Source organism: Polymorphospora sp. NPDC050346 (genome assembly GCF_040655695.1).
GTDB classification, from domain to species: Bacteria; Actinomycetota; Actinomycetes; order Mycobacteriales; family Micromonosporaceae; genus Polymorphospora; species Polymorphospora lycopeni.
On record NZ_JBFAKM010000026.1, the window covers coordinates 19,277 to 39,777 of the forward strand.

The window sequence follows — 20,501 nt, forward strand, 5'->3', positions numbered from 1 at the left end:
TCGGTATCCGGTATGCCGGTGTAGGGCGATGGCAGGACGCGGTGGCGCCGGCTGAAGAGGCTGTCCACACCTTTCGAATGTTGGCCGGTACCAACGCAGCTTTCCTACCCGACCTCGCTGAGGCCTTGAACAGCCTCGGTATCCGGTATGCCGGTGTAGGGCGATGGCAGGACGCGGTGGCGCCGGCTGAAGAGGCTGTCCACACCTTTCGAATGTTGGCCGGTACCAACGCGGCTTTTCTGCGCAACCTCGCTATGGCCTTGAACAACCTGAGCGACTGGTATGCCGAGGTAGGGCGGCCGGAAGCGGCCGAGCGCGTGTGGAATCTTACGCTTGCCGACATCTCGTTACCGGATGCTGCCTTCCTGCTGCTCGCCCGTAGCGCCTCAGCGAAGGTGGGTGACCGGCGTGTAGTCGATTGGCTGAGGACCGCGTTGCGCCTGTCAGATGGCAATCGGCAGTTGACCGCTGGCCTACGTGAGCAGGCACGTAGACACCGTGCCCCAGACCCGAAAGCCTTCGATGCCGCCTGGACCGGTCCACCATCCGACTGGCTGCTAATCGATGCTGGCCTTCTGACCGTCGCCCGTTCATGGCTCGAGACCTCGACGTACCTGGCGGAGCGCGACTACCTGGCTGCGCATTCGGAGCTGCTAGCGCCGGCGGCTGATGCTGCCGTCAGCGAGGTGCTCCTCAACCTCGACGAGGACAAGGCTCAACGGTATGTCGCACTGCGGGACGCCGCTCGGATCGAGGGCGCGGCGGCGGCCTACAAGCCGTTGTTGCTGCGAGTCCTTGCCCACGAGTTCGTCGCCGCCGACGTGCCGCGGCAGGCGGCGCTGCTTGCCAACCGCCGGGATGACCTGCTCACCGAGACTGTCCGCACCATCATCCACGAAATGTCCGAGGATGGCGGCGCTGCCAGTGCCGTCTGCGCGGATGCCTTGCTTGCCTTGGCGGCGGACGGCGATGTCGAGCCCGTGTTGCGGGCAATGGCCCGGCCTGACCTGTTCCCCGCGCTGCTGGACCACTTCGCCGCCCAAGACGACGCCGCTGCCCTCGGCCCAGCCGCCGTGCTCGCCCACATCGTGGCAGCTACGGCCGTTGACGCAGCCGACGCCGCCTTCTGGATCGCCGTGGCCATCGCGATCGGAGGCGACATCGATGAAGCATCCGTAGCCCTCGCTCAGGCCCGGGAGCTTGACCCCAACCAGGCTTCTGACTGGATCACCAAGTTGGCGCGGGTCGGTCAACGCCATCCGGCGGTGCTGCCCCTGATCCCTCCGCTTACCCGCCCTCTCGACGACACCGCTGGAGCAGCGCAATGACCACTCCAACCGACCTCGTCGTCGTGTTGCCCGGCATCCTCGGCAGCACCCTGAAACTCGACGACCGCCTAGTCTGGGCACCATCCGCAGGATCCGCACTGCGGGCGATCAAGACCTTCGGCGGGTCCATCAAACGCCTACAGTTGCCCGACGGTATCGGCGACGAGCATCCCGACGACGACGTGCAACCGGTCGGGCTGATGCCCGACCTGCACGTGCTGCCCGGTGTCTGGACCCCGGTCAAGGGCTACGACAAGCTCCTGGCCCGGCTACGCTCACTGGGCTACCACGAGTCAGCCGGCACCGACGCTCCGCCTGGCAACCTGTTGCCGGTCGCGTACGACTGGCGACTGTCGAACCGGTACAACAGCCGTCGACTGGCCGGGATCGTCGGACCGGCCCTGGAACGCTGGCGGGCACAGGGCGGCCGGTACGCCGACGCCCGGGTCACGTTCGTGTGCCACTCGATGGGTGGCCTGGTAGCCCGCTGGTACATCGAACACTGCGACGGCCACGAGATCACCAACAAGCTGATCACCCTCGGCACCCCGTACCGAGGCGCGGCAAAGGCTCTCGACCAGCTTGTCAACGGCGCCCACAAAGGCGTCGGGCCACTGGGCGTGGACCTGACCGACCTGATCCGTAGCCTGCCGTCGATGTACCAGCTCCTACCCGAGTACGCCTGCATCGAGCGCGACGGTGACTTGGTCGAGACCGTCGAAACGGGCCTTCCCGAGCTCGACGACCGCCGAGTCGCGGACGGCGCGCACCTGCACCGGCAACTCGCCGACGCCGAACTGGCCCGACCGGACAGCCTGGCCCGGACGCACGCGATCGTCGGCATCCGGCAGCCGACCTCGACCACCGCCCGGCTCAACGGCGGCAAGATCGAACTGGTCGATGACTATCGTGGCGACGACCTGTTCGGCGACGCGACGGTACCACTGGTCGCCGCTTGCCGCGCTGATGTGCCGATGGACAGCCCACTCCTGCGCCGGATCCCCGACCGGCACGGCAGCCTGCAGCGCAATCGGGCCGCCCTCGACGAGGTCGAGGGCATCCTCACCGCTCGTCCGATCGTGGTTCGCGCGCCCACCGCTGTCGACCTTCGGGTCGACCTCCGGGATCTGATCATCGCGGGCGAGGATCTTGAGGTGCGGGTGGCCACGGCCGACGGAAGCCGGCACGCGGTGCGGATCACGGTCACCGACGAGTCCGGTCGGATGGTCGACGCCCGTATGCCGAGACCGGCCACCGCCGGGACCGTCACGACGATCCCTGGCCTGGCTCCGGGCGCGTACACCGTTGATGTGGCCGGAGTCGGGCCGGGATCGCCGGTCTCACCTGTCGGTGGTGACGTCCTGGTCTGGGGATGACTGCTGGCGGTTCGGCAGCATCTGCGTGACTGTGGCGCCAAGCATGTGCTTGAGCGATCGCCCCGTAGTGGCCGGATGACCAAGACCAGCCCAGAATCCGCAAAACTAAGTGCCCGTTGAAGAACCAGGTCAGCGTGACTGGACCCAGCTGAGGGCACAGGAATCCGAGTCGATCTCGGTGTGTCGCGCGGACACGAGGTAGGGCCTCCGGTACGGCTGTGGTTGTCGAAGCCATGCCATCCCGAAGGCCCTACAGTGAGTTTCTACCTGGTCTGCGGCCAGGCCGTCGCCGCGCCCCCCGCTTGCGTCTCGGAGCACTTGCCCACGGCCCGTCCCCGCCGCTACCCGTCCGACACCACCGACACCGAGTGGCAGCTGATCGCCTCCTACCTGCCCACCGGCGGCACCAGCAATCGCGGTGGTCGTCCGGTCACCTACCCGCGTCGCGACATCGTCGACGCCATCCGCTACCTCGACCACAACAGCTGCGTATGGCGCGCACTACCGGTCGACTTCCCGCCCTGGCCGACCGTCTACCACTACTTCCGCACCTGGACCCGCGACGGCACCCTCAACCGCCTACACAACGGCCTACGCGACCAGATCCGCACCGCCGAAGGCCGCAACACCACCCCGACCGCGGCGATCATCGACTCGCAGTCCGTCCGCGCCGCCGACACCGTCGCCAAGGCCAGCCGCGGCTACGACGCCGGCAAAAGGGTGAACGGCCGCAAGCGCCACATCGTCGTGGACACCACCGGCCTGCTCCTGGTCATCCTGGTCACCACCGGCGCCGTGCAGGACCGCCACGCCGCCCACCTCCTACTGTCGGCCCTACACGGCTGTTTCACCCGCGTGACCGCGATCTGGGCCGACGCGGGCTACGCCGGCCAACTCGTCGACTGGGCCGCCGCAACGCTCGGCCTGACGGTCCAGATCGTGCGCAAGCTCGCCGACCAGGTCGGCTTCCAGGTCCTACACCGCAGATGGGTCGTCGAGAGAACACTGTCCTGGATCACCCGCTGCCGCCGCACCGTCCGCGACTACGAACGCCACCCCGAACACCACGCCGCGATGGTCCAATGGGCCATGGTCATCGTGATGACCCGACGCCTGGCCAGATACCACCAACACCGGCCGACTCCAACCCGCTTCCCACACACGCTGACCAGGTTCTTCAACGGGCACTCAAGTCGCAGGAAGCTCCTGGCTGGTCTCGTCGCCCGCGGATCGGAATCCTTGACTCCCAGCAGCGGCAGCAACAGGTGGACCCTCAATTACGGCCATACGCCGCAGGGGGCGATAAAGCACTCACGGTCTTGGACGCCAACACCTGCGGCAACCCCACCCGCCGCCCAGTCGGCCCCGCCGACCCACGCTTCATCCGCCCCGTGCGGACAACTCACCTCCGTCGGGGCACCTTCATCCCACCGGCCTACCGCGCTCAACGAGATCGCATATCCAATAGACCAAGCTGGCCTTCCAAGATCTGTGACCGATCAGGTCCACGTGGTCCTTTCAGCTCGTAAGTGATACTTCCTAAAGGCGGCATCACTCTGGAGATTGAATCATTCACGTTCCGCTAGGTAGTGTTTTATAGCATCACGTTTCTCTGGATGTCCTGCCCGACTAACCAGCTCGCAAAGAACCCAAATAAGGTGCTCGACGTTCTGCCGGTCCAGCTTCCCTACAATTTCGGAAAGCAGTTTAGCGACCTGGACCCAGCCCAGCGTAGGATCGTATGCACCTAAGCGCTGGATCAGCTCGTCAAACGGGGCGTCAAGCAGGGTTTGCACGTCCTGGCTGGGGTTCTGCATGTAGCGATACGCTAACGCCGTACCCGGATCACGCAGCACTGTTTCTCGAAACCGGCGCAGGCGCTCAAACTCCCGCGCTTGAGCGAGATCGGCGAGCCGCTGTTCGCGTTCAAGCTGATCATAGTCCTCGGCAAGCAACACAACGTCCCGTGATACGGATAGCGAGGCATGAGCCACCAGAATCTGCACGTTGTGGAACTTATCGCCGCTAAGCCGACCGAGCGCGGCGTTTACTCGATGCTCGGCCGGTACGAGATCATTGACACCGAGCGGTGCTTCGGTAAGCGCGCGGTGCGCGACGCGCAATACTAGGTCGCAGGCTGCCGACTGCGGGTGAAGTTGGTCCGCCACTGCGACCAACGGAATCCAAGACACTCGGAACGTGGCCATAAAGTCCAGCCCTGCCACCCTGCTGGGCAGGCTGGCAGGGAACTGGTTATGCGTCGGGGCAGGGGCAGGCGGGTATCTACGCCACGGGAGACGCATCCACGCTCCTTGGCGGAACGCCCGGCATAGGTGGGGAAGTGCTTCCGAGTGGATCGCGACTGCGGATCAACTTTATCAGCTCATCGCCAAAGCTTCGGCGCATCTCACTGTCACCGATGGGCGATTGATCCACCCATTGGTATACGCTGAAAATCGCAGTCAGGCTCGGCTGAGCGTTGTAATGTTCTCCGCTGTCTTGCGTGGCAGCGCCTATCAGCATCCTGGTGAACGATTCCGTGAATGTGGAATCGCTGAACGTCGCATCCAGCCAGAGAGAAAGGACGTTGCGCGCCTTCACACGCTGGTTTGGATCCTCCAGTACCGCACGCCAGCCATTCACCAGTAGGACATTACGATCCGCCCCGGCAAGAGCGTCCATGAGTACGGGAACGCCTCGCGTACTATCGAGCAATCCGGCCAGCGTCAGGAAGGTGTGTTGGACAGCGTTACGCTGCGCAGGGCTCTCCGACCCCAACCACCTCTCCAGGGTCTTCTGCACCTCAGTACGGGCTACATCATCGAACCAGAGCGTTCGCATCGCGTTGCCGACCGCTTCTATAACCACCGGGCTGTCGCTCTTCGCGAGGTACCCAAGCCTGGTTATGGAGAGGCTCAGATACACCCGAGAGAGCGGGCCGGCGCACACATCGGCGACTACTGAGCGGAGTTCGGCACTGTAGCCGCCGCTTGGCTTGGACCATTCCAGTAGCTTTTGCCGAGCTGTCCTTCCGAATGATGGGTCTAGAGCTGCTGCAGTAATTAGGTTGACGACGGTGTCTCGGTACCGTCGGTCCGCCCCCCAGGACTCGGCTATCTTTTGAATGATGGTAAACTTGCCGTTTCGTAGCGTCCAGCGTAATGCGTAAGCCGCGATCCGTTGGGTAACCCGGTCTGCCGTCTCATCCTCGCCAAGTGTCATCGGCAGCGCGCACATCCAGTGCAGGAATTCCTCCTGCACCGGCTGCCGGTCGACCCAGAAATAGTCTAGGACGGCGTCGCCATATCCCGGCCGAGTGAATTCAACGCGAAGATCTCTTGTTGTTCGGGCCCCAATGATATCGACTAGCTCAATGATCCCTGGCCCGTTCAGGCCGACATTCTTGAGCGAAGTCTTCCGGCCGACCAATGCGCTGTGCAGTGACTCGAGCTGCCCGTGAATCTCAACTACAGATCTACCTTCGAGCACAGCCGACGCGACTAAGAAGCACAGCATTCGCGCGTCGCGGTTGTGCTTGTGCCAGGTAAGCAAATGGTCGCGCCAGTCAGAGAAGGCCGCCACTACCATCTGCGCCCGAAGGTCGTGGTCAGCCGTGCGGCCCGTCTGAACCGGAGTACGTTCGCCCTCGGAAAGGAGGTCTAGATCCAGACACTCGAGTGGCAGGGCTGCTACGGACTTAATCTTATCTGCCCACTGGACCGCCTCAGCGGTCGTCGCCGTACGCAGGTGAGCATTGATCCGGCCGTGCTCGACCCAACGGTTGGAGTCTGCGAAACCCGCAGCATCAAGCCGGCAACGCGTAATCTCCACCGGGTCGGTTCGCTGCCAAGGCACTGTGAAGGCCTCGGCCCCACTCCCAGCTCGCTCCCACACCGCGTGAGGGGCTATAAGCACAAGATACGAGTCTGTCTCCATCAAGCGGGAACGCACATCGTTTCCGGCAAGCTCTCGAGCAAAGCTCGATGAAAGATCGCGCCCCTCTCGCAAGTCTAGTAGCCAACCGACGTGTTCTCGGCTACCAAGTACTGCCAGGTCGATCGCGGTACCTGGCCGATGGCGCAACTCTCTCAGGACAGGCACCTCTGTCGCATGGAGGAGGTTGACCGCTGCGTCATGTCGGCCGGTGTCAGGTTCAGCAACTAGAACAGCGATCCGAGTCTGTTTGTCTACCAGCTTGGCGCGCGCCTCATCGAACCGCGGCCCCCGAGCGTAGGTGGCTACACATCGGTCGACATAGTCGTCGGACAGTTCGTGGTGCGCCAGCAGGTCTGCGACCACAACAGTCAGACTGGCAGCCACCAACCCCCGATTTAGACCGACACTCTGTTGCACAGCCGGCACTTGGTGATCGCCCACTGCAGCTGGTGCACCCTCCGAAGACGAAAAGCGATTCGCCCCAGGTACCGAATCCTGCGCCCCCAACGCCACCTCTGCATCGGCCACCGTAGACGCCGGCTCTTCCCGGGCATACTGGCCTTGAGGACCACGTCCCTCACCAATCGGCGGACTGCTGAATGGGGTGGCAGCGAGAACCTGCTGAGTCAGGTGGGGCAGCCGTTCATCTTCACTCACGTCGAGGCCTCTCACGGTTGGGTGGCCAGAGGTGTATCAGCATGATATTCGTTATCCGATAACTGACATCTGGAGTGCGGCTGTTACTTCAACGGCGGTCGGTGCGCACCCCAACTATCCAACCACCCGCCTCGACAGTCTTCGCCTCCTGCACGACGTGCGTAGATCCCTCCTGAACGCCATCCACGCCGAGCACCGTGCCAGCTACAGTGTCGATCCGTTGCTCGACTCGCGTCCCCGCCTCTGGCCGAGCCGTCTCGCCCTCAAACGTGAGTGCCCTACCGTAGACCTCTTCCAGCAAGCCGCGCAGTCGACCGACCCGACGCATCAACGCCTCATCCTCCACGCTCACCCGCGCCGGGTTACGAGCGTAGGCACCCAGGGCACCCGCCAGACTCTCCAGTTCATCTTGGTGCCTGAGGAACACTGGGACGTCCACAACTAGTGTGCCCACTTCACCCTGGACCACAACTGGAGTTTCCGGCGTTTCCGCTTGACGGTCACCGTCATTCCAGTGATCGATTAGGTGTGATAGTCGCTCGAACAGAAACGCAAAGGCCTGTGGCAGGGCAGCGGTTGCGATAGACGAGATACTCCAAGGATCCATATCGATACCCCACTTCAACGGAAGGGAAGACAAACAAACTCATAGTCTCCCGCCGGCGGACGCTTACAAGCCGAACCAATCTTAGAGATTTCTTCGGCGAAGACTAAAATCAGTGTCCTATACAGGACACATCACACAACCAAGGTCCATCCCTGCGCCCGGCCCCCTCGGGACCGGCTCACCTCGGTGCCTGAGCTACTTGACTACGTGACCTGGAACAACAGCTACAGCGCCGACACGGGTCCACTGAGCGATTCTCATCGTGGGTAGCGGGCGTCCTCGGCGACTTGAAGTACGAGGATGACCTGCACGATCGCGGTGGCGCGGCGGGGGCAGCAGCGGAGCTTGGTGAGGGTCTTCCAGCTCTTGAGGGTCGCGACCGCGCGTTCGCCGAGGGCTCGGATCTTGGCGTGGTGGCGGTTCACGGTCTTCTGCCGGAAACTGCTGTCGATCGCGGGCAAGAACGTACCCCGCACGGGCGAACGCCTGGTCGAACAGATCATGACCGCCCTGGACGAGCAGACCATCACCGTTCCCGGCACCGCCGCGGCCGAGACGATCCTGCCCAGACTCGCCGGCAGCCTGCGCGACGTGCGTCAGCAACGCGACCAGGTCGCCACCGAGGTCGACAGGATCCTCGATGCCACCCTCTCGCCCGGGGTCCTGACCTCGATGCCCGGCATCGGCGTCAGGAACACGGCCCGCATCCTGCTCGAAGTCGGCGACGGCACCTCCCTCGCCACCCCCGGCCACCTCGCCGCATACGCCGGCCTCGCCCCGGTCACCCGCGCTCCGACAGCAACATCTGCGGCGAACACCCCGCCCGCGGCGGCAACAAACAACTCAAACGCTCCTTCTTCCTCGCCGCGTTCGCCGCCCTGGCCTTTGCCACGGCCGCGGGTGTGGCACAGGATCCGTTCCGGTGAGGTCTGCGCCTCGGGCCTCAGCCAGCCTGTGATGTCCACGGCCAACACCAGCCGCCCGTCCGCGGCACGCGGCAACGACACCCCGGCAAGCGCGGTCCGCAGCCGCTCGACGTCGATACGGCCATCTACCACCGCGGCATAGGCCGAGCCATGACCACGACGGTGCTCAGCGACCAGCGACCGTTCCGCGAGCGACCGCACCGGCCCGTCCGCACACAGCACGGCATCGGCCAGCTCGAACACCGCATCCGCACGCGACGTCAGACAAGCGTAGAACTCTTGCCGGAACCGTCGCAGCTCCCCGAACGCCGCCCCACGAACCGGATCATGCACACTGACCACCAGACAGCTCTTGGTTGTTGATCTCTTCCCTAGACAAGAAGAATGATCAACCAAGAGCTGTCGTTACGATCGACCGGGGCCATCGGTCAGCCCGCCGACCTTAAAGATCAAGTTAGACGGCTCCATGACGGCCCTGAACGCTCCGGCCCACCAACTCAGCCCTCGACTGCCTGCCACTTATCGGACTACTATCCCTATGCGCACCTTTGGGTCCTTTGGCGACGAAGACGTATATACAGCGCGCTCGTGCTAGACGTACTGAAGTTCATTGGCATCCTGGCACTTTTGGCTGATCGGCGGCGTGATGCTCGCCATCGACTTCAACCGCAATAGCAATGCAGAAAAGGGACACTGAAGCAACGGAATAAGCGACGCCACGGCCGTATTGCGGCCGAGCGCATAACGAGATGCCAGAACGGAAACGCGCGGTATCGACGTCGCGCATCTGCAGCTTGTTGGGCTGCCCCAATGTTGGGTATCGTAATTAGGAAACCGTTGCTCTATCCCCTGAGCTACGGGGGCGCGATGATCCAGACTAGCTAGCAGCGGCTGTCAGCGTACCGCAGGGAGCCGCAGGCGCGATCGACGCCGGCACCGCCACCAGCGGATCGCACAACGACCACACGCACGCGGCCCGGACGGGCGATCTTCAGCGACGGACAAGGTCGGTCAGCGTCGGCCACGACCGGTCACCGTCGCCGGAGCACACACCGGGCACACACAGGAAACCCTTCGATATCACCTCGTCGTACCGCTGATCTCGGCGACCTGGAGTGCACCAGGATCGAGGACCAGACGCTGCGTGTAACCAGATCCGAGTTCAAGGCGAGCCACTTCCATACATCCCATCAGCACACACATGCCCGGCGAGCCCGCCATGGGGCCAGCTAATCGTCTCCGAACGGAGCAGAGTTCCGGCACCCCTGGCCATGCCAACAAGATCCTCGAGGTAGGCCGGTGCTGCAAGCTAGACGACCTGCGCCAGCGGTCACCGTCCAGATTGCGAGAAGCTGGCCGGATCGCGAGGGGACAGGACATTGGGTGGGTAGACATGCCACATGTCGGGGCGCCCCGGCGGCAACACCGGGGCGACGACCTCGAAGACCCGCTCGGCAGCAGCCTGATCGTAGGCTTCCAACTCCTCCGTGACACGACACCAGAAACCACCAGATTCAAGACGCTCGACCTCGACGAACGCACCACTGGCCCGCAGCGCCTCCACACCACCGAGTCGGACACCGATCTCCTCGGGCAGGATCGTCAGCCAGGCGTACCCCCGCAATGCCTGCCGCCCCCTCGGCAACGTGTCTTCCGGACGCGAGTGCGTCGCCTCCTCGTAGACACAACTTATGAAGCTGTTGCCCCAGGAAATCTCACCGTGCACCGGATTGGCTTCCTCAGCCACCTCCCGTAGGAACTCCAACAACGCCACCCGTCTGGGCCCCGGACCGGCAAACTTCCCCGACTCCCGCAGATCCAGACAGATCCAGGTGCCATCGCCCTCAACACGAACGGCTCCGAAGGCCAGACCCGGCCCGTCTGGTCCCCCGGCGTTATCGTTGGCCTCTAGATCCAACGACGCCAGGACGGGAACGCGGCCCAGGGTCAGTAAAAAGTCTTCCCACGCCTCCCGCGAGTAGGTAACGGAAGGGTCGTACCTGTCGTACTCGACATCGTCGCTCAACCGGGTAAGCAGCCGGATGCTCATCAAACCGGGAGTACGCGTCTTCAGCCGGTTCCCGACCGCCAACTCACCCGGCCCGGCCCTCATCGCCGCCTCGTGAAACGGTCCACCCAACCGCTCGAAACCATCCTCGAACCACCGCCGCAAAGCACCTGCCGCCCGTGCATAACTTTCATTCACGGACACACACAATTGGGCCCGCAACACCCCCTGCCAACCCCATGTCGCCGCCACCCTCTCCGGGGTAGGTACGAAAGCATCACCCACACTCGACTCCCGCAGCTTTCGAACTGGTTACTTGATTCCGGTGTCACCGTGCCATCGCGCAACGATCGTACGACGTACCAGTCGATCAACCGACGCCTACCGGGTGACTGGGTCCCCGTGAAGTGGTCCACCTGATCTGGTCCCCGGGAAGTGGACCGGCGTTATGAGAGTTGAGGGCTGGGTTGGATGTCCGCCCAGAGCCTCTCATACTGGGCGGGGCTGGTGTTGCCAAGGTAGCTGTGGCGCCGTTCGGTGTTGCAGAAGTCGTCGATGTAATCCGCCATGGCCATGGTCAATTCCAGAGTCGTCGACCACTTCCTGATATCCAGAAGCTCGGTCTGCATGCGCCCCCAGAACGACTCCATGACCGCATTATCGAAGCAGTCACCGACCGTGCCGAACGATTCCAGAAGACCCCACCGCCACAGATTCTCGCCGAAGGACCACGACGTGAACTGGGACCCGTGATCCGCGTGCAGGATGGTCGCGCCACGGCCGTCCCGCTCACGAACCGCCATATCCACGGCGTTGTTGACGGACCCACAGTGGCCACCATCCTAGCGACGGCTTCGCCGCTCGGGCCCGCCGATGCGCCGCATCATTCGCCAGCAGTTGTACATCCGACCCTCGATCGACGCCGCAGTCATTGCCGGGGTCTGCGATGCGCTGCAGCTTCCCGTGAGCGCCTTCCCGGCCCCCGTCGAGTCCCCACCGCCACGGCTCCTGCCAGGGCAGTTGCGGCGCTGCAGACTATGAGCCGGCACGCCACAATCGTCACGTTGTCGAACGTGAGTTGCCTGGAGGCCGATACTCGCCGTTTGCGCACCCTGTTGCACCCGTGGGTAGTCGACCAGTTCCCCTCCTGCCGGATTGGCTACGCCAAACCCGATCCCGCCGCTTTCCATTGCGTGGCCACCGCGCATCAGACCAGCACGGCGCATATGGTGCACATCGGCGACGATTGGGGCTGTGACGTCATCGGTGCCCGAACCGCCGGGGTTACGGCTATCTGGGTGTCGAACGGACGACCAGTGCCCGAGCCCGAACGGCTCAACGACGGCGGCGTGCTCGTGGCCGCTGATCTCACCGCCGCCAGCCAGCACTTCGCCGAACTCGCAACATGGAGACAGTCATGAGTTTGTTCCACGGAACTGCTGGCTTCTACCGGCAGTACCGGCCCGGCATCCCGGCGATCGTGGCCGACGTCCTGGACGCCGCAGCCCCTACCGGTACGCCGCGGCGACTGCTCGACGTCGGCACCGGCACCGGCCTCGTGGTGGAGTCCCTGCTTGGCCGGTTCGGTGACATCATTGCCATCGACAACGATCCCGACATGCTCGCCGCTGCCGAAGACGCGCTCCGCCCACAGTTACCCGCCGACGCTCAACTACGCCTGCAGGAGGTCACGGCGGAGGAGTTCACCTCACCGGCGGGATGGCGGGCCGAACTGGTAACGATCTGCCGGGCTTTCCACTGGCTCGACCAGGCTGCAATCCTGACCCGACTGGACGCACAGGTCAGCCCGGATGGCGCTGTCGCGATCTTCGGCGACAACAGTTTCTGGACCGCTACCAGCGACTGGAAGGCCGCAATCCGCACGGTCATCCAGAACTTCCTCGGCAAGCAGCGCAGCGCCGGGGAACGCACGTTCCAGCACCACAACCGCCCCTACAGCGAGATCATGCGTGAGTCCCCGTTCAGCCGGGTCGAGGAGCACACCGTGCCCGTCAATCGGACCTGGACCGCCGACAGCATCCTTGGGTACCTGGTTCGCCGCGCCACAACTGTTCGGCGACCGGCTCGACGAGTTCGACAGCGTTGTCCGCGCCGCCCTGGCCCGATACAGCGACACCGACACCTTTGCCGAGGACAACGAGTTCCTCATCCGCATCGGCCGCCAAGAACGGGCATGAACCGTTGGTACGGATCGCTCTCGGCGCCGGAGATCGCCACTCGGATAACCGAGAGATCGATCCTGTGCCTGCCGATCGGCTCACTTGAACAGCACGGCCCGCACCTGCCCCTGCACACCGACACCATCATCGCCGTAGAGTTCACCAACCGTCTTATCGACCGCTATGGCGACCAACACGACCTCTGGGCGTTGCCAGCGCTGCCATATGACCTGTCCATAGAAGATGCGTGGGCGCCAGGCACGGTCTCACTGCGGGTCAGCACACTTACCACCCTGCTCGATGCCATTGTCGGCGAATTCGCGCGGACCCCCCCAGCCCGTCGGCTGCTTATCGTCAACGGGCATGGCGGCAACCGCGGCGTCCTCGAAATAGTTGGCCACGAACTGCAGGCCGCGCATCAGGCGCGGGTCTGCACCATTCACCCCGGTCGAGCAGGGACTCGGCGACGACAGGGTTGGGAAACAGCGGATACCAGTCGACGGGGCTGCGGTTGGAGGTCAGGATCAGTCTCTTGCCGGAGCGTTCGGTGATTAGCTCGTAGAGGTCGTCGGCTTGCTGGATGGTGAGCTCTCGCATCCCGAAGTCGTCCAGGACCAGGACCGCGGGGCGGGCGAACTCGGCGAGGCGGCGTTGCCAGGTGCGGTCGGCGTGGCCGCCGGCGAGGTCGGCGAGCAGGCGGCTGGTCTTGGTGAAGCGGACGTCGCCGCCGTGACGGATGGTCAGGTGCCCGAGGGCTTGGGCGATGTGGGTTTTCCCGACGCCGACGGGCCCGTAGAGGATTACGGACTCGCCGGCTTGCAGCCAGCGCAGGGCGGCCAGGTCGACGCTAGTGCCTCGTCATGCAGCCCTTGAACGGATAATCGGGGTGGCGGATCTTGGATCCGGTGGCGAATCCGGATTTCGGTCTGGCGCGGTGGTTGCGCCAGCGGATGTAGTCGCCGATGGCGGCGTCCTGCTCGGTGTGGGTGCGGGTGGTCGGTGCCGTTGAGGGCGAAGTACCGCACGGCGGCGAACTCGGCTTCGATCCAGTTCAGCCAGGGCGCGTAGGTCGGTAGGATCACCAGCTCGACGCGGTTGGTCGCGCACCAGGCGCGGACGTCGGGGGTGCTTGTGCGGGGAGAAGCTGTCCACGATCAGGTGGAGGTGTTGGTCGGGCCAGCGGCGGCGCAGGGTCTTGAGGAAGCCGAGGAACTCGCGCCATCGTTTGCGGTCGCGGATGCGGTAGTGCGGGCGTCCGGTGGTCAGGTCCAGTGCGGCGATCATGTGCCGGACCCCCTTGGTCACGGGTGTAGGTGGCTCGCAGTCGTACCGGCTGACCTTCCGGACGCCAGGCGCGGCCGGGGCGGGGTTGCAGGTTCAGCGGCCCGAACTCGTCGACGCAGATCACCCGGTCGTCGGCGGGTGGGTGGTCGTACAGGTCGAGGATCCGGCGCATCTTGGTGGTGAAGTCGGGGTCGGTGCTGGCCTTCCAGGAACTCGCCACGTCGCTGCCGCTTGGTCCGATTGCCGAGAAAAGCTTTCCACTGCTGGAACCGGGCATTGCGGCCACTCACTCGCAGAACCACTGCCAACCCCGCCTCCGACGCACGTAGCCCGCCCTGCCCTGCCTGCCGCATTTCACCGGCCTCTGGCTCCCCGAGGTTTCCGACAAGACCTTGGGCCAAGCGCTCAGAAACGGACGGAGCAAGTCGCCCCGGCGCCGCGGTCGGTGCGGTCCCCGTCCGGACCGAGGGCATCCTGTCCGAGACCCCGACGGATCGCGATCTCTACGGGTGAGTATGCGCTGTCGGCCCGCTCCAGTTCGTACGGTGCGGCTGGCATCAGCGGCGGTTGGGCCATGAAGCGAGGCCGCGTTCCGTGGTGCGGTTGCGCCGCGTGCACCAGGAATGGGTGGCACAGGAAGACGTCGCCCGGAGATCCGGTGGCGAGGGCGAGCGGCCGGTGCTCGGACGCCGCCACCAGGTCGGGCGCAAGGGACAGTCCGCTCGCTCCATCTTCCCCGTACTTCTCCAGCACCTTCGGCACGTCGAGGTGGGAGCCGACCCGGATCCGGGTCGGGGCGTCCTTCTCACCGACCTCACTGAACAGGAACAGCATCAGCAGTGCCCGGCCGCGGGAGCGCACATTGGTGAAGTACCAGCTCTCGCCCTCCGGCAGATAGCTGCCCTCGATGTGCCAGCCCGCGTCGTCCGGCTCCTCTTCGTGCGGGAAGCGCAGCGGGAACGTGCCCAGCGAGTAGCGCGGCTCCCAGCGTCCCGCGCCGACGAGCAGGTCGTACGCGCGATGGAGGAACGGGGAGTTTGGAGCAGCGGCGAACGGCCCATGCGCCATGCCGGGCACCCAGTGCACGGGCTGCGTCCACGTCGCTGGATCGTCCGGGTCGCAGCCCGTCTCCCGCCACAGCAGCCGCGCGCAGTCCGCTGCCACGCGCGGCGCGACGGCGCCCTCCAGCTTTACGAAGCCGTCGCGAAGAAAGCGGGATACCAAGGTCGTGTCATCCATGCCCCCCATCGTGCGGCGGTGCCGGCCTCGATCACCCGACATTCTCCGCGTCGCTTTTGTCGGGTGCCACCGGTGCGCTGCGACCAAGGTTGACGTCGGACGGAGGCTTGATGATCTCGGCACTCCGTCTGACCGTCGAAGGGAGCTAGCACGTGGACACCGGCATCGTCGTCCATCCCGAGTTCCGGCTCGTGGGGTACGCGGCCCACGTCCGGCTGGTCCATCAAGGCATCAACCCGCACATCCAGCGGCACATCACCGCGCTGCCGACGGAGGAGCACCTGCGCTTGAAGGCTCTCGGCAACACTGAGCCGAGCGGCCTGCTCGCGGTCAGCGACGACCTTGACCCCGACTACGCCGAGGGCAGCGAGCTGACTTACCTTCACGGGGTCGCCGTGTCCCCGGGTACGCCGGTCCCCGGCGACCTCGACATCATCGAAGTTCCGGCCGGCAGATGGGTGGTCATCCGGACCAGGGGCCCGCATCCGCAGACCCTGCAAAAGGCCTGGGCCACGGCCGCAGCCGCGTGGTTCCCGTCCAACCAGTGGCGTCTACGGCCAGGTCCGGAGATCGTCGCGGTGCATGAGCCTACGAACGACTTCAGCACCGCGACCTGTGAACTCTGGCTGCCCGTCGAACCGGCGTAACGATCTGGCGAGCATCCAGACAGCATCAGGGGTCCGTCCCGGCGGCCAACAGGATGGCCCGGCCGCGGCAACCGAGCGCGAATATCCGGATCTGCCACTGATGGTGCTCACCCGATCCCACCCACGTGCCGATGTGGTAGCGGCGTTACAACCACTGCTCATCGATGTTGCCGGAGTACAGGTAGGCGGTGCGGTAGGCCGGCCGCGCGAACAGTTCCGACTCGCCTGAGTACACGGCAGCGAGCAGGCCCGGCCGGTACCACCAGCCGTTCGTGATGCCACCAACCTCTGCGACCGGCTGCATGGCAGTCAGGTCGAGCTGGCCGACGGCCGGACCGGTCAGCCTGGTGACCGTGTCCGCGACGTCCATCGCCGCGTAGGCCAGAGCCAGGGCCTCAACCCAGCCGTCGATGCTGCGATGCAACGGGACCCACTGCCCATCGTCGCCACCGGCGATACCGAACGTGCCGTCCGGACCGATCAGGAACGCATACGGCACAGCGGTGCGTTGCGGCCCGGCCTCGAAAAACCACCCCTGCGGAGCACACGTGTCATCCCACTCCGGCGTGTCCACGCTGAGCATCCGCGGGCCTGCGGCATCGTCGGGCATGCCCGGCGCGGACGGCAGGACAAGGCCACCCCACCGGGCCTGATACCCCTCGGCGCGGTCGATGACCTCGTCAGGGATCTGCGCCTCCTGCCACGCGCCTCGAAATTGACTCACCGGCGGCACGTCGAGCCAAACTCCGTAAACGCTGACGAACGAGCGCGCCCGTCTACTCAAACCCGTCGGCGGCCGACGCAACCCCAACACATGCGCATGGTATCGACCTATTGGATGCGCGCTCATGCCGCTCCGGGTGGCTGGTGTTCATCGCCGGTGGTGACGCACGGTGATGCATGGCTATCTCTCCTGCTTCGGCTTCCAGTGACGTACCTGCCGATCAACTCGTTATGCGCACCGCAGTGTCGGCCTTCCTGGGCCGCTACCGTGGGCAGACTCGCGTCTATACCGAGTCGGACTTGCGAGTTTCCTGCGCTGGTGCACAGACCAAGACCTGGGCCGCTGGCTGCGGCGCGGGTGGACACTGAGGGGTACGTACGCTGGCCGCAATGTCCGCCGGTACCAGCCCTCGACGGTTTCGCGGCGCCTGTCAATGGTGGTCGGCTTCTATCGGGTCTGCGTCATCGACGCCGTCCTGGAGCACTCGCCAGCCGACTACGTCCGTCGGCCCACGGTGCCGGTCGAGTCACCGACCCTCGGGCTGGGCCACCTGCAGTTCGAAGCCCCGATCACCCCCGCCCGGAAGTCCCCGAACCCGAACCACTTCGCCCTGGTCGCACTCTTGGGTCTGCTCGGACTGCGGATCTTCGAAGCCTGCGAGTCCAGCATCGCCGACCTGGGCGAGGAACACGGTCACCGGGTTCTGCGCGTGCGCGGCAAGGGCGGCATGGTCGTCCTCGTCCCGCTGCCACCCGCGGTCGCCAGGGCCATCGACCGCGCCGTCGATGAGCGCACCAGCGGGCCGATCCTGAGCTACCCGGTCGCCATCGCCCCACCTTGTCGCGATCCCAGAGCCGGGCACGGACGCGATCATCGGCGTGAAGACGTCAGTGGCCTTGGGCCAACTAAACGGGCCCAGTCACAATCTCTGACCCCAAGGGCGATCATCACTCTCGGCGATATCTACGCGCGAACTTCAACCTTCTTCCGGCGGCACTCGTACCAGTCGGCGAAGCCCGGGACTGTCTCGGGAACGGCACCTCTCTGTGTCAAGGCGTTGGCGTCAGAGAGGTCTCCAACTTGTTGGATTGGTGGCGGAGATCAGGGTCTGCAGCCATGATCTCCGAGTGGTGGTCGGGGTCGCTCGGGAAACACCTGCCGCCTTCGGGCTGGCCCTCGAACGGCCTGCGCCCTGGCCACCACCGCCGGCGAGAGTGGCTCGAGAGAGGTCTGTCTAGCCCGAAGTTGGTCTGCCCTGCTCGCCGGACTCCCCATCCCCGGCCCCGCAAGGAGAACCCATGCCCGCCGCCCTGCCCACAGCACCCGCGGTCGTCATCGCGATCGATCCCCACAAGGCGTCCTGGACCGCCGTCGCGGTCGACAACCGACTCCAACTCCTCGCCACGATCCGCACCGAGGCCAACCGCGACGACTACCGGCAGCTACGTCGCTTCGCCGGCCGCTGGTCACACACCGTCTGGGCGATCGAAGGCGCTACCGGCCTCGGCGCCACGCTGACCACCAGACTGACCGCCGACCACATCGACGTGGTCGATGTGCCCGCGAAGCTGGCCCGTCGCGTCCGGCTACTCTCGACCGGACACGGCCGCAAAACCGACCAGGCCGACGCCCTGTCGGTCGGAATCGCCGCGCACACCGCCGCCCGCCTCAACACCGCCGTCATCGACGAAGCGGTCGCCACCCTGCGATGCCTCACCGAACACCGCAATGACCTGGTCCACACCCGAACCCAGACCATCAACCGCCTGCACGCCCTGCTCGCCCAACTCATTCCCGGCGGCCTGCCCCGCGGACCGACCGCCGAGACCGCGACCGCCGCGCTGCGCAGCATCCGCCCTCGGACCGTACTGGCCCGTACCCTACGCCAGGTTGCCGTGGACCTGCTCAGCGAGGTGCGCCGCCTCGATCGGCGCATCACCGAGGCAACGGCGACCCTGACCGCCGCCGTCGCCGCCTCAGGCACCACCCTGACCGATCCGCACGGCATCGGAGACGTCCTCGCCGCGAAGATCCTCGCCCACTCCGGCGCTGTCAGCAGGTTCCGGTCGCAGTCCGCGTTCGCCTCGTACTGCGGTGTCGCGCCGATAGAGGTGTCATCCGGTGACATCCAACGGCATCACCTGTCGCGTGCCGGCGACCGGCAACTGAACTACGCGCTGCATGTCATGGCCATGGCCCAGATCAAACAAGCGACGCAGGGCCGGGACTACTACCAGCGCAAACGAGCCGCGGGCAAGACCCACAAAGAGGCCATGCGCTGCCTGAAACGCCGCCTCGCGGACGTCGTCTACCGGACCATGATCAAAGACACGGAGACCTCTCTGACGCCAACGCCTTGACACAGAGAGGTGCCGTTAGAGCCACAGACCCCGAAGCCCTGGCGCGGCAGGCGCCCGTCGGGCCAACTGCTTACCGGCGCCGCGCCGCAGCGGCGTGCCGCCGCATTGGGCGTTTCCGCTACTCCGGGTGGAGGGCGGCGGGAGATCTGCTGGGCGCGGCGTGCGGCGCGTACGGGCAGGCAGGGGTAGTGCTGTCCGGTGCAGCAGGCTGCTGGGTCGTTCGAGGTAGAGGCGGCCGGCGAGGCTCTCCCGAGCCCTTACCGGACTGAAACTGCGGCATGCCGGATGCACGGACTGCCGTAGTTTGGGTCTTGTCTCGCGTAGCCAGGACGGCGCGCTCCCGGCAGTGGCAATGCGCTATGCAGCGGCATCCAGGTATCGTACGAATGTTCCAGCGTGTCCTACCACCGCCCGTCCCGTCAAGGTCGCAAGTTCGGTAGGGTGGCGTGGCTGTGACCGAGAAACTGCGGCTCGGCTGTTGAGCTGGGCGCCGTAGTTTCTGCAACGGAAGGCGGATGAGGTGGATGTCTGATACGAAGCGAAAGGCTGTGGTGCTGCTCAGCGGCGGACTCGACTCCGCTACGGTTCTCGCGATGGCCTTGCGTGAGGGGTACAAGGCGTATGCGCTGAGTTTCCGGTACGGCCAGCGTCACACGGTCGAGTTGGACGCAGCGAGCGCGGTGGCGAAGCATCTCGGTGTCCGTGAACACGTTATCGCCGAGATCGACCTGCGGGCCTTCGGCGGTTCCGCGCTCACCGACGACGGTATCGCAGTGCCGCACTACGGGGGCACCGAGGAACTGAGCCAGGACATCCCGGTCACGTACGTGCCCGCACGGAACACGATCTTCCTGTCCTTCGCGCTGGCGTGGGCCGAGACCCTCGGCGCCTCCGACGTGTTCATTGGGGTCAACGCGCTCGATTACAGCGGCTACCCGGACTGCCGTCCGGAGTTCATCGCCGCCTACGAGACGATGGCGAACCTCGCCACGAAGGCCGGCGTGGAAGGCCGGCAGCGGCTGCGTATCCACACGCCGCTCATCGAACTGACGAAGGCCGAAACGATCCGCCGCGGCATGGAGTTGGGCGTCGACTACTCCCTGACGCACAGCTGCTACGACCCGGTCGGCGGTCGCGCCTGTGGAACCTGCGACTCCTGCCTGCTGCGGGGACGTGGTTTCGCCGAACTCGGCCTCACCGACCCGGCTCTGGCCCCTGCCTCGGAGTGA

14 protein-coding genes and 7 pseudogenes are annotated in these 20,501 nt (G+C 65.2%); 11 read left to right on the top strand and 10 right to left on the bottom strand.

Annotated elements, in window-relative coordinates; translation table 11 throughout:
* The 3 genes and pseudogenes from AB0I42_RS24450 to AB0I42_RS24460 form a co-directional block, all read left to right on the top strand.
* Window positions 1–1,328, top strand: a 1,328-nt coding sequence (locus AB0I42_RS24450) for a tetratricopeptide repeat protein (RefSeq protein WP_357540397.1), incomplete at its 5' end; no start/stop codon positions are given.
* The gene (locus AB0I42_RS24455) at window positions 1,325–2,704 is read left to right on the top strand and encodes a hypothetical protein (RefSeq protein ID WP_357540399.1); all 1,380 of its coding nucleotides are present in this window, start codon (window positions 1,325–1,327) and stop codon (window positions 2,702–2,704) included. The genes AB0I42_RS24450 and AB0I42_RS24455, both read left to right, overlap by 4 nt.
* 318 nt (window positions 2,705–3,022) lie before the next feature.
* A pseudogene (locus AB0I42_RS24460) lies at window positions 3,023–3,826 on the top strand (IS5 family transposase); the annotation flags it as partial.
* 446 nt (window positions 3,827–4,272) lie between these two features.
* Here the strand turns inward: AB0I42_RS24460 and AB0I42_RS24465 are convergent.
* The 3 genes and pseudogenes from AB0I42_RS24465 to AB0I42_RS24475 all read right to left on the bottom strand — a co-directional run.
* The gene (locus AB0I42_RS24465) at window positions 4,273–4,929 is read right to left on the bottom strand and encodes a hypothetical protein (protein ID WP_357540401.1); all 657 of its coding nucleotides are present in this window, start codon (window positions 4,927–4,929) and stop codon (window positions 4,273–4,275) included.
* 58 nt (window positions 4,930–4,987) lie between these two features.
* Complete coding sequence (locus AB0I42_RS24470; protein WP_357540403.1) at window positions 4,988–6,535, bottom strand: hypothetical protein; 1,548 nt, start codon at window positions 6,533–6,535, stop codon at window positions 4,988–4,990.
* Window positions 6,536–8,161: 1,626 nt separating this feature from the next.
* Window positions 8,162–8,338: pseudogene (locus AB0I42_RS24475) on the bottom strand (transposase family protein); the annotation flags it as partial.
* Window position 8,339: 1 nt separating this feature from the next.
* Between AB0I42_RS24475 and AB0I42_RS24480 the strand changes: the two are divergent.
* Window positions 8,340–8,785: pseudogene (locus AB0I42_RS24480) on the top strand (transposase); the annotation flags it as partial.
* A gap of 3 nt (window positions 8,786–8,788) precedes the next feature.
* On the opposite strand, the pseudogene AB0I42_RS24485 reads toward AB0I42_RS24480, so the two are convergent.
* From AB0I42_RS24485 to AB0I42_RS24495, 3 genes and pseudogenes are all read right to left on the bottom strand, one after another.
* Window positions 8,789–9,172 (bottom strand): annotated as a pseudogene (locus AB0I42_RS24485) (transposase); the annotation flags it as partial.
* Between the two features lie 988 nt (window positions 9,173–10,160).
* Complete coding sequence (locus AB0I42_RS24490) at window positions 10,161–11,036, bottom strand: hypothetical protein (RefSeq protein WP_357540405.1); 876 nt, start codon at window positions 11,034–11,036, stop codon at window positions 10,161–10,163.
* A 248-nt stretch (window positions 11,037–11,284) separates the two neighbouring features.
* Window positions 11,285–11,641: an integrase core domain-containing protein gene (locus AB0I42_RS24495; RefSeq protein ID WP_357540407.1), complete on the bottom strand. Its 357-nt coding sequence runs from the start codon at window positions 11,639–11,641 to the stop codon at window positions 11,285–11,287.
* 270 nt (window positions 11,642–11,911) lie between these two features.
* Between AB0I42_RS24495 and AB0I42_RS24500 the strand changes: the two genes are divergently transcribed.
* From AB0I42_RS24500 to AB0I42_RS24510, 3 genes and pseudogenes are all read left to right on the top strand, one after another.
* Window positions 11,912–12,259 carry an HAD hydrolase-like protein gene (locus tag AB0I42_RS24500; protein WP_357540526.1) on the top strand — a complete coding sequence of 116 codons (348 nt, stop codon included), beginning with the start codon at window positions 11,912–11,914 and terminating at the stop codon, window positions 12,257–12,259.
* Window positions 12,256–13,036, top strand: a pseudogene (locus AB0I42_RS24505) (class I SAM-dependent methyltransferase). Before AB0I42_RS24500 ends, AB0I42_RS24505 begins: the two are co-directional and overlap by 4 nt.
* A gap of 29 nt (window positions 13,037–13,065) precedes the next feature.
* Window positions 13,066–13,440, top strand: a pseudogene (locus AB0I42_RS24510) (creatininase family protein); the annotation flags it as partial.
* Here AB0I42_RS24510 and AB0I42_RS24515 read toward each other — a convergent pair.
* The 3 genes and pseudogenes from AB0I42_RS24515 to AB0I42_RS24525 form a co-directional block, all read right to left on the bottom strand.
* Complete coding sequence (locus AB0I42_RS24515; RefSeq protein ID WP_357540528.1) at window positions 13,373–13,858, bottom strand: ATP-binding protein; 486 nt, start codon at window positions 13,856–13,858, stop codon at window positions 13,373–13,375. The pseudogene AB0I42_RS24510 and the gene AB0I42_RS24515 sit on opposite strands and share 68 nt — an antisense overlap.
* Before the next feature lie 650 nt (window positions 13,859–14,508).
* A pseudogene (locus AB0I42_RS24520) lies at window positions 14,509–14,610 on the bottom strand (rRNA methyltransferase); the annotation flags it as partial.
* 97 nt (window positions 14,611–14,707) lie between these two features.
* Window positions 14,708–15,541: a phytanoyl-CoA dioxygenase family protein gene (locus AB0I42_RS24525; RefSeq protein ID WP_357540409.1), complete on the bottom strand. Its 834-nt coding sequence runs from the start codon at window positions 15,539–15,541 to the stop codon at window positions 14,708–14,710.
* 152 nt (window positions 15,542–15,693) lie between these two features.
* Between AB0I42_RS24525 and AB0I42_RS24530 the strand changes: the two genes are divergently transcribed.
* Window positions 15,694–16,188, top strand: a complete 495-nt coding sequence (locus tag AB0I42_RS24530) for a GyrI-like domain-containing protein (RefSeq protein ID WP_357540411.1) — start codon at window positions 15,694–15,696, stop codon at window positions 16,186–16,188.
* A 145-nt stretch (window positions 16,189–16,333) separates the two neighbouring features.
* Here AB0I42_RS24530 and AB0I42_RS24535 read toward each other — a convergent pair whose 3' ends face one another.
* Window positions 16,334–16,921, bottom strand: coding sequence for a hypothetical protein (locus tag AB0I42_RS24535; protein WP_357540530.1), 588 nt, complete (start codon window positions 16,919–16,921; stop codon window positions 16,334–16,336).
* Between the two features lie 424 nt (window positions 16,922–17,345).
* Between AB0I42_RS24535 and AB0I42_RS24540 the strand changes: the two genes are divergently transcribed.
* The 3 genes from AB0I42_RS24540 (at window position 17,346) to queC (ending at window position 20,501) form a co-directional block, all read left to right on the top strand.
* Window positions 17,346–18,032 carry a hypothetical protein gene (locus AB0I42_RS24540; protein WP_357540413.1) on the top strand — a complete coding sequence of 229 codons (687 nt, stop codon included), beginning with the start codon at window positions 17,346–17,348 and terminating at the stop codon, window positions 18,030–18,032.
* Between the two features lie 178 nt (window positions 18,033–18,210).
* A complete protein-coding gene (locus AB0I42_RS24545) occupies window positions 18,211–19,272 on the top strand; it encodes an IS110 family transposase (protein WP_357540415.1) in 1,062 nt (353 codons plus the stop codon).
* Window positions 19,273–19,796: 524 nt separating this feature from the next.
* A complete protein-coding gene (gene queC / locus AB0I42_RS24550) occupies window positions 19,797–20,501 on the top strand; it encodes a 7-cyano-7-deazaguanine synthase QueC (protein WP_357540417.1) in 705 nt (234 codons plus the stop codon).